Raw genomic sequence first — 13,216 nt, forward strand, 5'->3', positions numbered from 1 at the left:
AGGAGGCAAAATAAATGGCTGATGAAGTAAAGCTTCCCGCAGATAGTTTTGAACCTCTTGATAAGTCAAAACATCTCGACAGTGAAAAAATTGCAGCGCCTAACCTGACTTTTATGCAGGATGCATGGCGTCGCTTAAAAAAGAATAAAAGTGCCATCATTGCGATGGTTATTCTCGTGATTTTCTTTGTGTTAGCGTTTGGTTCAGCGTTTTTTTCACCGCATAATCCTAACGCGGTCAATCCCCAGTATGCGAACTTACCGCCGAAGTGGCCGGGCTTGAACATTAACGGTGTCAACGGGACACTGGTTCAGGCTGGCACCCGGGTCAATGCTTACCAGGCAGCTGGTGCAGGAGCTGGCGTGCACTACTGGTTAGGGACCGATTACCTAGGACGTGATATGTTATCCAGAATCCTCTTTGGGACCCGGATTTCTCTAACGGTTGCGGTCGTGGCAACCGCCGTTGATCTGCTGATCGGTGTTACCTTCGGGCTCTTTTCCGGCTGGAAAGGCGGTTGGATCGATAACTTCATGCAACGGGTGATTGAGATTATCATGTCGATTCCAACGCTGGTTGTGGTTGTGCTGCTGATTTTGATTTTAAAGCCCGGCATGATGTCAATAACGCTAGCCATTGCGTTCTCAAGCTGGACGACAATGGCCCGGCTGATACGAGCCCAAACACTAGAGTTAAAGGAACAAGAGTACGTACTGGCAGCTAAAACGTTAGGTGAAAGTTCGTTTAAGATTGCCTTTAAGCACTTGCTGCCTAACCTGTCCAGTATCATTATCATTCAAACGATGTTCACCATTCCAAGTGCCATCTTCTTCGAAGCGTTCCTGTCCTTCGTTGGGATCGGAATTAGTGCACCACAGGCATCACTTGGGACGTTGTTGAACGATGGTCAAAAGAACTTTCAATTTTTACCATATCAAATGTGGTATCCAGCCATCGTACTGTCAGTGATCATGATTGCCTTTAACATTTTCGCTGACGGTCTGCGTGACGCCTTTGATCCGCAAACGAAAGAGTAGGTGAAGTTAAACAATGCAAAGTAATGAAACTATTTTGAAGGTCAACCACCTCAAAATCAACTTCAACACCTACGCTGGGACTGTGAAGGCCATTCGTGACGTCAGTTTTGACCTGAAAAAGGGTGAAACGCTAGCCATTGTTGGTGAATCCGGTTCTGGTAAGACGGTAACGACCCGGTCGATCATGGGCTTACTAGCGAATAATGCGGTGGTTGAAGGCGGCAGCATTCAGTTTCACGGCAAAGACGTGTTGAAGATGTCGCAAAAAGATCTGGAAGGCCTACGTGGCGCCAAGATTGCCCAAATTTTCCAAGATCCCATGACGTCGCTTGACCCAACAATGCGCATCGGGCGCCAAATCGCTGAACCGCTGATGGTGCATAGGGGTGTTAAAAAAGAAAAGGCGATGTCACAGGCTTTGGAGATGATGAAACTAGTTGGAATCACCGATGCCGAAAACCGGATCAACGACTACCCGCACCAATTTTCAGGTGGGATGCGGCAACGGATCGTCATTGCCATCGCACTGATCAACTACCCGGAAATTCTGATTGCAGACGAACCTACCACGGCCTTGGACGTGACGATTCAAGCCCAAATCTTAAATCTCATGCGTGAGCTGCAGGATAAGATCTCAACTTCCATCATTTTCATCACCCATGATTTAGGTGTTGTTGCCGGCATGGCGGACCGAGTAGCGGTGATGTATGCTGGTAAGATCGTGGAGTACGGAACGGTTGACGAAATCTTCTACAACCCGAAGCACCCGTACACTTGGGGGCTTTTAAGCTCCATGCCAACTTTGGATACGCATAGTGAAGAACTGGCTTCGATTCCGGGCACGCCGCCAGATTTACTGGATCCGCCAAAGGGTGATGCCTTTGCGCCACGGAACCCGTATGCGTTGAAGATCGATACCGAAAAGCAACCCCCGTTTTTCAAGGTTTCTAATACGCATTATGCGGCTACTTGGTTACTGCATCCAGATGCACCACAAGTCACGCCGCCCAAACAAATTATTGAACGGCAAAAAAAGTTTGCTGAAATGCAGCGTGAAGCTGCAGCTAAAAACCAGCATCATCAAATCGAAGAAGAGGAGGAACAGCAATAATGGAGCTTGATAACGCTAAAAAAGTGCTTGAAGTTCGTCATTTAAAGCAGTATTTCAACGTTGGCAAACGCGATGAAGTTAAAGCTGTTGACGATATCTCCTTCGATATTTATGAGGGTGAAACCTTTGGTCTGGTGGGTGAATCCGGTTCAGGTAAAACGACTACTGGCCGCGCAATTATTCACTTGTATCGGCCAACCAGCGGGTCGATTAAGTTTAATGGTCAAGAGATCATCGGCTTAAAAGACCATCAGAAAATGCAGCAGTTTCGACGCGACATGCAGATGATTTTTCAAGACCCCTATGCTTCCTTGAATCCGCGGATGAAAGTCAAGGATATTGTGGCAGAAGGCATCGACATTAACCACCTGGCCAAAAGCGACGCGGACCGCAGCAAGCAAGTGGCCGATTTACTGGCTACCGTTGGGTTGAACCGTGACCATGCCAGCCGTTACCCCCACGAATTTTCTGGCGGGCAGCGGCAACGGATTGGAATCGCGCGGGCCTTGGCTGTGCAGCCGAAGTTTATCATTGCTGATGAACCGATCTCTGCTCTAGATGTTTCCATTCAAGCGCAAGTGGTCAACTTGTTGAAGAAATTGCAGCGTGAACGGAAACTCACTTACCTGTTCATCGCCCATGACTTATCGATGGTGAAGTACATTTCCGATCGCATTGGCGTGATGCACTACGGCCGGATGCTGGAAGTGGGGACGTCGGATGAAGTTTACAACCATCCGTTGCATGACTACACCAGAAGTTTACTTTCGGCGGTACCGGTGCCAGATCCAGAGTTTGAACGGACGCGGACCCAGATCAAGTACGATCCGAAGTACGAAGACGGGTCTAAGAAACGTGAATTAGTGGAAATTGTGCCCCATCACTTTGTCCAATGCAGTCAGGATGAGATCCCGATGTATAGGGAGAGAGCGGAGAAAATGGGGCTGAGCGTGAAAGAACTCGGGTAGAGCGTGAAAAGACTCGATTAGAACCCAGAGTGTAACGAAAAAAACAGGTAGGTCCTTGAACTTTAGGACGTACCTGTTTTTTTCGTTACACGGCCGGGCTCTGAGTTCTTGAACGCGTTACGACTATATAAAAGCGAACTGGGTTTATTCAAATTGAGCGTCATACAGCTTCTTATAAGCCCCATCAGCCTTCAAAAGACTCTCATGTGTCCCAGTCTCAACCACTTGCCCATTTTCTAACACAATAATCTGATCCGCATCGTGAATGGTGGACAGGCGGTGTGCGATGACTAGGGACGTACGGGACTCCAGCAGGTTATTCAACGCGTGCTGGATGGCTTTTTCAGATTGGTTGTCCAGACTGGCGGTTGCTTCATCTAAAATGATGATGGGCGCGTTTTTCAGCAAGGCGCGGGCAATCGATACCCGCTGTTTTTGGCCCCCGGAAAGTTTGACACCGCGTTCACCAACTTGGGTATCCAGCTGGTCCGGTAACTCACGGATAAAGGTATCCAGGTCGGCTAGCTTAGCCACTTCCCACACTTCTTCGTCAGTGGCGTCTGGCCGACCGTACAAAATGTTGTTGCGGATGCTGCCATCGATAATAAAGATGTCTTGGGAAACGATGGCGATGTGCTGTCGCAGCGACGAGATGTCGATAGCTTGAATTGGCAGATCGTCAAAGGTAATACTGCCGCTTTCTAAATCATAGAACCGGTCAATCAAGCGGGTAATGGTGGTTTTGCCGGAACCTGACCGGCCAACTAGGGCCGTGGTCTTACCGTACGGGATCGTAAAGCTGATATCTTTCAGTGTGGCGTCGTGTGTACCAGGATGTTTGGTTGCATCGTAATTGAAGTTGACGTGACTAAGGACAATGCCCTTAGAAAATTTTGGGAACGGCTTGGCGTCTGCTGCGTTTAGCACTTGTGGCTGTTCCTGCAAAATTGATTGGATGCGCCCGTAGGAGACCAGGGACTGCTGCAGCTGGTTCAAGAGCCGGGTAAACGCCTGGATCGGTGACTGAACCATGGCCACGTAACTTAAGTAGGCAACCAGTTGACCAACTGTCAGTTGCCCCTTGATGATAAAATAGGCGCCTAATGCCAGTACGATGGCGATCCCCAGTGTATTGATCCCGTCGATTAGCGGTGAGAAAATGGCCTGATTTTGACCGGCAGAAATCATGTCTTTTCGGTTAGTATCGGCGAAATGATCAAACCGCTGTGCTTCGGTAGCCTCGCTGTTGAAGCTTTTAATGAGGTCGATTTGAGTGAGGGTCTGCTGCATCTGGTTTGACATTCGTGCTTGTGAGCGGCGAGCGTTCGTAAAGGCGGTTCGGATGCGCACCCGAAAGACCCGGTAAACGAGAAACATCAGCGGAAAGGTGAGGCTGACGGCTAGAGCCATTTCCCAGTTGATGTAGAAAATCAGTGCCAAAACGCCCACGAAGGTAAATAGGTTGCCGATCATGTTGAGCATGTTGGCCGAAATGAGGCTTTGTAAATTATTGATGTCACTAGTCAGCCGGGTCATCAGATCGCCGGTTTTACTGGCTTCAAAGAAACTGGTATCTAACTTTAACAAGTATTCGTACAGCTGGTTGCGCAGCTCTGTGATGGCGTTTTGACTCATGACGGTCATGTAATAAGCCGAAATGTAGGTAAAAATGCCAAAGACGATAGCTGTCAGCAGCAAGACAGCAATGGCCGCGATCAGCCACTGAAAGTTTTGCTGCGGGATCACCTTATCGATAATGAACTGCTCAATCTGCGGCATCACGAACTGCAGCAGCGTGATCACGGTTAACGCCATGATATTTAGTACCAGCAGCCAGCGCTTTTTGAGTACCTTGCTGAAAACGAAGCGAAACATTTCTATCAGCGAGCCGTTTGACTTGGACTCAGTTTGTTTATCTGCCATAAAAATCACCCCCGATATGCGTTCGGTTTTAATCCGTTCGCTAATGTAGCACGGGGGGCAACGGGTTGCAAACAAATCGATTGGGGATTCAAAAAAGCCGACATCAGCGTTAACTCGCTGATACCGGCCCCGGTATAAATAAAATAGTTAATCTAACTGATCGTCGACGCGATTGTAGTAAGCCACGGAAATATTGCTCCCGTGAACCTCTAACTTGGTAACTGAACCGTTCAGTGCGGAAACCGCCACATCGATGTCTGGCTGGAAGCGTGACACGATACTGCGGATGGTCGTGCCGTGGCTGGCCACTAGGACTTTGTCGCCGTCGACGCAATCGTGCAGCAACGTGTCAAACCCGGGCTGCAGCCGGGCCCAGTAGGCGGCGTCATCTTCCGCATCGTGGAAGGGGTCTTGCGCCGCAATGCGGTCCCGCAAGCCTTCAATGGTGTAGGCGGTGATCATCGCGTTATAGGTATTGTGACCATCTGGCCCGCCGATCATGTGCCAGGTTTGGTTTTCGTCATTCCCTTCAAAGTAGCCGAAGTTTTCTTCGCGGAAAGCCGGGTTGACAATGGCCTGTTTGACCGTGCCACTATTGGCCGCCAAGATGTACGCGGCCGTTTTTTGCGCGCGGTCAGAATCGCTGGTATAGGCCTTAGTGAAGGGGATGTGCGCGAGTCGCTGACCGGCTAACTGGGCGTCTTTAACACCCTTATCAGTCAGTGCCGCGTCGACCCAGCCCTGAATACGGTGGTACTTGTTGAGAACGGTTTGCCCGTGACGGACAAAGTAAATGTCAAAATTAGCCAAGAAATTGCCTCCAAAAAGTGATTTTATTAGTTGAGTTTGCCCAATTCGCGCCGAATTTGAGCGGACTGCTGTTTGCTGCTGGTAAAGAGGATACGGTCATTGAGCTTCAACGGCGTATCGCCTGTAGGCCGGACAAAGCGGCCTTCACGGTAAATCTGTGCAATGGTGATCTCGTCGATAAACGGTAAGTTGCGGACCTGGATATCCACGTACTTGTGGTTGCGCAGCTGAACTTCGTAAACGGACGCGTCGGTGGAAGTGAGCAGTTCCAGTGTTGACGGCGTTTCAATCAAGCTTCGCAGCATGCTGATCTGAACGTCAGGCGTACTGTAGACTTCCACGCCCATTTTGGTCAACGTATCCTTTCGCTCATCGAGAATGTTGGGATCCTCAAAACGCGCAATGACACGCGGTACCCCGTACTGCTTAGCAGACTTGGCCAAGCGGTAGTTTTCCTTAGAATTACTTTGGCCGAGAACGATGATGTCAGTATCAAAGACGTCCGCTGCCACCAAGTCATTTGGCACTAAATTTTCCAGCAAGTGGACGTCAATCTCACTGTTAAAGGCGCGGTAGTTGCGTTCCTGATCAGTATACATGTGGATGTCATAACCGTTTTTGGTCAACTGCTGAGCCACCGGTACGGTGAGCAGGTTGGTGCCGATAAAGTGAACGTTTAACGGCTTGGCGTCAGCCGGTTCGACCCGGTAAAGCCGGTTAAACGTTACCGGACCGATGATGCAGGTGAGAATGGCAGCCAGCAGGTAAGCCCCGGACTGCTGAGAAGTAATCCGGTTTAAGTGCTGGGCAACTTGTAAAACGGCTAGGACAACGGTCAAAGTCGTGGTACTCATGGCAGTGCCGGCAAAGGCGTTGCCGTTTTGAAATCTGAGTCGCAGGATCGGGTAAATAGCTGCTTTAGCCAGCAGGTAAGCGACCAGAAAAACGGGAATCAAAATCAGCGTTTTCGGGTCCGCTAACAGGGCTTTCAGGTTCAAGCCGACACCGCTCATAATGAAGAAGATGGGGATAAAAAAGCCGTAGCCGATAGAATCCAGCCGGACTTTAGTTTCTTCGTGAGGCTGCAGTAACTTGATGACGATACCGGCTAAAAAGGCACCCAGAATGCCCTCGGCGCCCACCGATTCGGCAATGGTAACTAAGAGCACGATCACGAAGAAGGACAATCGGACGTCCAACTGGGTCGTTGACTTATTGATGCGGTCGAAAAATTTAAAGAAGGCCTTAAAGCGCCAAACCAGCAACCCGGCGGCCAGTAAAATCAGCAGTAACAGCCATAGTGATTTAGCAGTGGGACTATAAGCAGACGCGTAAAAGGTCAGCCCGATCATGGGGACCACTTCGCCCAGGGCAGAGATCAGGAGAATCGTCTGGCCAAAGGGTTTACTCAGCAGTTCCTTTTCCTTCAGTGCGGCAATAACGATCCCTAACGAAATTGTCATGAACAAAATGGTGGCCAACCAGACGTCGGGAAACAGGCCTGACACCTTCAGTAATAATGCGATGATCGCCGACATGGCCACGATTGAAGCATAGCCCATAAAGGCCAGTATGACGGGTGAATACTTCGGCGCATTGATCGACTGCTTTTGTTGTAAGGGCGTCAAATCGTTGCGCTTCCGGCTAAAAAGACTGAAGTCGATTTCCAGCCCACTGAGGAACAGCAGGACGATCACGCCGACATCTTTTAGCATGCTCAGCGTGTCATTAGTATGAATGACGTTTAGCAGACTGGGGCCTAAAACGACGCCCACGATAATTTCTACCACCGCAGTGGGCAGCAAGGTAAGCTGAAACCGTGCCATAATTAACGGAATTGCGAGGGCGCACAACAGAATAATGACTAATGAAATTTGATCCATAACCATACCTCGAATCATTTAAAAAGGGATTAATGAAGCTATTTTGTTCTTATCAGCGGCAATTAGTGCTATACTTTACTATCGAATTTACGACTGGAGGGCGCCTATGGCAGACACGATTAAACAGCAAGAACAAGCACACTTAAATGCAGTTATTGATAAAATCAAAATTGCTCAGGCTAAATCGCAAGAACGAATTGATACCGCAAAGTCAGATGAGTCCGGTATTCGTGATAACCTGGTGAACGAATTACGGCTTAAAACCGATTCGTACGAAGGGATGATGGAGACCGGCCTGTCCGTTCATCAGCAGCAACAGCAGCTCAGTGAGCGTCAAAATAGCTGGCAGCACGCCACCGATGAACTGAACACGTTGAAAAAAATGGAAAAAACGCCCTATTTTGCGCGGATCGATATTCATGAAGACGGTGAACCTAAACCGGAGTCAATCTACATTGGGCTGGCTTCCTTTTCTGACGAGCCTGATCGATTTCTAGTATATGACTGGCGTGCGCCGATTTCTAGTGTTTATTACGATGGCGGTTTAGGTGAAGTCACCTACCAGACGCCAGATGGTGTACAAGAAGTCAATCTAAAGCTGAAGCGTCAGTTCCAGATCGAAGATGGCACTATTAAAACGGTATTTGATACCGAAGAGGCCGTGGGCGATCAGATGCTGCTAGACGCTTTGAGTGAAAAGTCGGATACCAAGATGAAGAGTATCGTGACGACCATTCAAAAAGAGCAGAACCAAATTATTCGGGATACTAAATCAGACTTGCTGTTCGTTCAAGGGGCTGCAGGTTCTGGTAAAACCGCCGCTGTTTTGCAACGGGTGGCCTACCTGCTGTATCGCTACCGCGGCAAACTGACTTCCGGTCAAGTGATCCTGTTTTCACCTAACCAGTTATTTAACGATTATATTGACCAAGTGCTGCCAGAACTCGGCGAGCATAACATGGTGCAAATGACGTATTACCAGTACACCGGTCACCGGCTGCCGAAGATGGCCGTGGAGACCCTGGCGCAGCGGTTTAGCGAGGATTACACGGATGCTGAAAAGCGGATCGATGCACTGAAGGGCAGCTTGGCCTTCTACGATGCCGTAACGGTGTACGCCAACCACCTGGAAAAAGAAGACATGATTTTCCGCAACATTAATTTCAAGGGGAAACCGTTCTTTACTAAGGAAAAGATTCACGAAATCTATTACAGTTTCAACGAAAACTACCGTTTGTTCAACCGCCTGGACGGGACCCGCGAGCAACTGATCAAGTTACTGAATCGCCGGGTCAGCTCCGAAATGCGGGCAAAATGGGTTGAAGAAGCCGTGCAGGATCTGAGCCAAGAAGAAATGAACCAGATGAAGGGTGAAGATCCTAAGGAAATCGAAGATGCCGACAAAGAATATAAATTCTATGCCAGAAAAATCGTGATGAAGGCTTTCGCCCCCATTCGTGAGGCGGTTGTCCGAAACCGGTTCTTAAGCATTAACAGTCAGATGGTTCACATGCTGCGCAGCATGCCAGCCATTATTGATCTGGCTGAATACGGTATCACCAAAGCTGATTGGAAGGCCAGCGTTGAGCGGACCATTAGCGATATCAAGCTTGCCAAAATGACCTTGAGCAACATTTCACCGTACCTTTATCTGTACGATAAAATGACGGGCCGCAAGGGTGAAAAAGAGATGCGTTACGTCTTTATCGACGAAATTCAAGACTACACGCCGTTCCAGTTAGCTTACCTGAAGTTCAGTTTTCCACGGGCGAAGTTTACCCTGTTAGGGGACTTGAACCAAGCTATTTTCACTAAGGAAAACAGTAAAACCTTACTCAGCGAACTGAGCACCATGTTTGATCCCGAAAAGACCCGGGTAGTTCAGCTGACGCAGTCTTACCGGTCAACGGAGCAGATCACCGACTTTACCCGCCACATTTTAGTGAACGGCGAAGCGGTGAAGGCCTTCGACCGCAACGGCGCCTTACCGGCAGTCAGCGTGCAGCCTGATCGTCAGGCAACGTTGAAACGGCTGATCAAACAGTTGCGGGCTAATAATAATTCTAAGGAAACCACGGCGATTATCGGTAAATCATTGGCTGATTGCCGGGACTTGACGAAGGATTTGCACGATGCCGGTGTTAAGGCCACGCTGATTCAATCTGAAAACCAGCGGCTAGCACCTGGTGTGATCATCGTACCGTCCTTCCTGGCTAAGGGGCTGGAATTCGATGCCGTTATTGTTTGGGAAGCCTCAGACAAAAACTACCACGACGATGATGAGCGACAGCTGCTTTACACCATTTGTTCACGGGCAATGCATCAGCTGACGATCTTAGCGACAGGCAAACTGTCACCGCTGTTTGACACCGTTCCCGACGACGAATACGTTAAAGAATAAGCGCTGAAACGGTTCGGTAGGTGAGTATAAAAAAGGGTATCCCGGTAGTTGAGGATACCCTTTTATGCTACTAAAAGGCCAACAGTTGAACGGTGAGACGCGGGTTCAATTGGATGGGCGTGTCGAGTTTTCACTTGAGATATAGCGTTGATCAGGTAGCTCGTGTATAATGGTATCAATTTAGTATGACGGAATATAATGAGGCTGACACGAATGACTGATTTGATGAATTACGATGTATTTAGCAAAGACCAATGGCGCGATTTTTATCAGGACGCATCGGTGCCGCTGACTCAGGCAAGTTTGAAACAGATCAAGGCTTTTAATGACCAGATCTCCGTTCAGGATGTTCAGGACATCTACATCCCCTTGATTCACTATCTGGAACTGTTGATTCAGCACTTTGATGACTGGCAGAACTCCAAGGCACAGTTCTTGCGGCAAAAGCCACGGCACGTCCCCTATATTATCGGGATCGCCGGCAGTGTGGCAGTGGGGAAGAGTACCACCGCCCGCCTGCTGAAGGTGCTGATGAATCACTTCTTCTCTGATAAGCGAATCGAGATGCTCACCACCGATGGTTTTCTCTACTCCACCGCGGAGCTAAAGAAGCGCGGGCTGTTAACGCGGAAGGGGTTTCCCGAAAGCTACGACATGAAAGCGTTGATCACGTTCTTAAACGACGTTAAGTCCGGCAAAGAACTGATGAAGGTGCCCGTTTATTCCCACAAGGTTTACGACATTGTGCCCAATGAAGTTCAGGAGATTCGTCGACCGGATGTCTTGATCATTGAAGGAATCAACACCCTTCAATTACCAAGTTCTGAGCAAATTTACGTGTCGGACTTTACCGATTTCTCGATTTACGTGGACGCGCGGCCGATGCTGGTCGAAAAATGGTATTTGGAGCGGTTCAAGGCCCTGCTGAAATTAGCGGAAGACGACCCGGATAACTACTATCATACTTACACTAAGCGGCCGTTAAAGGACGCTGTCGAGTCCGCCAAGAATATTTGGTACAGCGTTGATCTGCCCAACCTGGAAGACTATATTTTGCCCACCCGTTCCCGGGCGAACATGATCATCCACAAGGGCGAAGGACATATTATTGATCAAGTGATGCTGCGTAAATCATAAGGCGGTCTGGGAAGCTTTTTAAAAATAGTTAGTAAACTACGGTAAATGTTAAGCGCTGTCACGGTATTTTACGTCAAAAATCAGCTTAAATGCGAACAATTAAACTTTCCTCATTTTGATTGACCGGCATTAGAAGAATCTGTATAGTATAACTAATGGTTTCAAATCCTGTTTGATATTAAGAAAGGTGTGAATGGATTGGCAAAGGTGGATTTATCGTCCTTTGATAAGATCATTGTGCTGGACTTCGGTTCCCAGTACAATCAGCTCATTACCCGTCGGATCCGTGATCTGGGTATTTACTCAGAATTAATGTCCCATGAGATCACCGCTGACGAAGTTAAAGCTCTAAATCCCAAGGGCATCATCTTTTCTGGTGGGCCTGACAGTGTATACGCAGACAGCGCACTGGGAGTTGACCCTGAGATATTCAAGTTAGGGATTCCCATTCTGGGGATTTGTTACGGGATGCAGTTAATGGCTTATAATTTAGGCGGTCAAGTGAAGTCCGACAACGGCCAGTACGGTCGCGCAGCCATTCAGGTGACCAGCGATGATGCCAAGTTATTTGCTAATACGCCTAAGAAGCAAAACGTGTGGATGAGTCACGGTGATTTAGTGACCAAAGTACCCGAAGGTTTCACGGCCGTTGCGACGAGTCCGGCATGCCCGATCTCTGCTATGCAGGATACTACCCGTAACTTCTATGGCATTCAATTCCACGCTGAAGTCCGTAACACCGATTACGGTAACGAAATTTTAAAGCACTTTGCTTTTGACGTCTGCCACGCCGAAGCTAACTGGTCAATGGACGATTTCATTGACTTGTCGATTCAGCATATTCGCGAAACCGTGGGCGACAAGAAGGTCCTGCTGGGGCTTTCCGGCGGTGTGGATTCGTCCGTTGTGGGCGTGCTCCTGCACAAAGCCATCGGAAACCAGTTGACCTCGATCTTCGTGGACCACGGCCTGCTGCGGAAAGGCGAAGCTGAACAAGTCATGAACAGTCTGAAAGGCAAGTTTGGCTTAAACATCATTGAAGTCAACGCCGCTGATCGGTTCTTATCCAAGCTCAAGGGCGTCTGCGAACCAGAAAAGAAGCGGAAGATCATCGGTAACGAGTTCATCCAGGTATTTAACGATGAAGCTCAGAAGCTGGATGGCATCGATTTCTTAGCCCAAGGCACTCTGTATACCGACGTGGTTGAATCTGGGACTGATACGGCGCACACCATCAAGTCTCACCACAACGTTGGTGGCCTGCCCAAGGACATGCATTTCCAATTGATCGAACCGCTCCGGACCTTGTTTAAGGATGAAGCCCGTGAATTAGGCGAAAAGCTGGGCATGCCTGCCGACCTCGTTTGGCGCCAGCCATTCCCAGGCCCAGGCTTAGGTATCCGGGTGATTGGTGAAATTACACCTGAAAAGCTTCAAATCGTCCGTGATAGCGACTATATCCTCCGTGACGAAATCAAAAAGGCCGGCTTAGACCGTGACATCTGGCAATACTTCACCGTTCTGCCAGGAATCCGTTCAGTCGGTGTCATGGGTGACGGCCGGACGTACGACTACACGGTTGGTATTCGCGCCGTAACCTCAATTGATGGGATGACCGCGGACTTCGCACGCATTCCATACGACGTGCTGGCTAAGATCTCGACGCGTATCGTAAACGAAGTGGATCACGTAAACCGCATCGTGTATGACGTGACGAGCAAGCCGCCTTCGACGATTGAGTGGGAGTAAGCCCCACTCAAAACAAGCTAAATTAAATTGAATTAAATCAAAAGGAAGTCCTAGAAATAGGGCTTCCTTATTTTTTTGTTTACAGAATAATCTGCCTAATTCTGTGCTCTACGTTGCACCTGCGGTTGCACCCACTTAAAAATAGCGTTAGGTGCAACCATCTCAATGGACTAGGTGCAACGAAGTCTAATAAATGT

9 protein-coding genes are annotated in these 13,216 nt (G+C 48.8%); 6 read left to right on the top strand and 3 right to left on the bottom strand.

Annotation, left to right across the window (positions count from 1 at the left end; all coding sequences use genetic code 11):
* Positions 1 to 14 precede the first annotated feature (14 nt).
* The 3 genes from CES81_RS00760 to CES81_RS00770 are packed head-to-tail and all read left to right on the top strand — an operon-like array spanning position 15 to position 3,116.
* The gene (locus CES81_RS00760; protein WP_089089128.1) at positions 15 to 1,037 is read left to right on the top strand and encodes an ABC transporter permease; all 1,023 of its coding nucleotides are present in this window, start codon (positions 15 to 17) and stop codon (positions 1,035 to 1,037) included.
* A 13-nt stretch (positions 1,038 to 1,050) separates the two neighbouring features.
* Entirely contained in the window at positions 1,051 to 2,148 is a 1,098-nt protein-coding gene (locus tag CES81_RS00765; protein WP_089120287.1) for an ABC transporter ATP-binding protein, read from the top strand.
* Positions 2,148 to 3,116, top strand: coding sequence for an ABC transporter ATP-binding protein (locus CES81_RS00770; protein ID WP_089120288.1), 969 nt, complete (start codon positions 2,148 to 2,150; stop codon positions 3,114 to 3,116). Before CES81_RS00765 ends, CES81_RS00770 begins: the two co-directional genes overlap by 1 nt.
* A gap of 144 nt (positions 3,117 to 3,260) precedes the next feature.
* On the opposite strand, the gene CES81_RS00775 is transcribed toward CES81_RS00770, so the two are convergent.
* The 3 genes from CES81_RS00775 to CES81_RS00785 form a co-directional block, all read right to left on the bottom strand.
* A complete protein-coding gene (locus CES81_RS00775; protein WP_089120289.1) occupies positions 3,261 to 5,039 on the bottom strand; it encodes an ABC transporter ATP-binding protein in 1,779 nt (592 codons plus the stop codon).
* A gap of 147 nt (positions 5,040 to 5,186) precedes the next feature.
* Positions 5,187 to 5,849: a histidine phosphatase family protein gene (locus CES81_RS00780; protein WP_089120290.1), complete on the bottom strand. Its 663-nt coding sequence runs from the start codon at positions 5,847 to 5,849 to the stop codon at positions 5,187 to 5,189.
* A gap of 26 nt (positions 5,850 to 5,875) precedes the next feature.
* A complete protein-coding gene (locus CES81_RS00785; protein WP_089120291.1) occupies positions 5,876 to 7,732 on the bottom strand; it encodes a monovalent cation:proton antiporter family protein in 1,857 nt (618 codons plus the stop codon).
* Positions 7,733 to 7,838: 106 nt separating this feature from the next.
* Between CES81_RS00785 and helD the strand changes: the two genes are divergently transcribed.
* The 3 genes from helD to guaA all read left to right on the top strand — a co-directional run bounded on the left by helD (position 7,839) and on the right by guaA (position 13,019).
* Positions 7,839 to 10,133, top strand: a complete 2,295-nt coding sequence (gene helD / locus CES81_RS00790; RefSeq protein WP_089120292.1) for an RNA polymerase recycling motor HelD — start codon at positions 7,839 to 7,841, stop codon at positions 10,131 to 10,133.
* A gap of 213 nt (positions 10,134 to 10,346) precedes the next feature.
* Positions 10,347 to 11,270: a type I pantothenate kinase gene (coaA, locus tag CES81_RS00795; protein WP_089120293.1), complete on the top strand. Its 924-nt coding sequence runs from the start codon at positions 10,347 to 10,349 to the stop codon at positions 11,268 to 11,270.
* 198 nt (positions 11,271 to 11,468) lie between these two features.
* A complete protein-coding gene (gene guaA, locus CES81_RS00800) occupies positions 11,469 to 13,019 on the top strand; it encodes a glutamine-hydrolyzing GMP synthase (RefSeq protein ID WP_089120294.1) in 1,551 nt (516 codons plus the stop codon).
* Positions 13,020 to 13,216: the final 197 nt, after the last annotated feature.

The sequence above is a fragment of the Secundilactobacillus pentosiphilus genome (assembly GCF_002217985.1).
Classification (GTDB): Bacteria; Bacillota; Bacilli; order Lactobacillales; family Lactobacillaceae; genus Secundilactobacillus; species Secundilactobacillus pentosiphilus.

What these genes read in the sequence shown, in the direction of transcription:
- coaA (WP_089120293.1), top strand. Translation starts at nt 10,347, where the DNA reads ATGACTGATTTGATGAATTACGATGTATTTAGCAAAGACCAATGGCGC.
- CES81_RS00760 (WP_089089128.1), top strand. Translation starts at nt 15, where the DNA reads ATGGCTGATGAAGTAAAGCTTCCCGCAGATAGTTTTGAACCTCTTGAT.
- helD (WP_089120292.1), top strand. Translation starts at nt 7,839, where the DNA reads ATGGCAGACACGATTAAACAGCAAGAACAAGCACACTTAAATGCAGTT.
- CES81_RS00785 (WP_089120291.1), bottom strand. Translation starts at nt 7,732, where the DNA reads ATGGATCAAATTTCATTAGTCATTATTCTGTTGTGCGCCCTCGCAATT.
- CES81_RS00770 (WP_089120288.1), top strand. Translation starts at nt 2,148, where the DNA reads ATGGAGCTTGATAACGCTAAAAAAGTGCTTGAAGTTCGTCATTTAAAG.
- CES81_RS00775 (WP_089120289.1), bottom strand. Translation starts at nt 5,039, where the DNA reads ATGGCAGATAAACAAACTGAGTCCAAGTCAAACGGCTCGCTGATAGAA.
- CES81_RS00765 (WP_089120287.1), top strand. Translation starts at nt 1,051, where the DNA reads ATGCAAAGTAATGAAACTATTTTGAAGGTCAACCACCTCAAAATCAAC.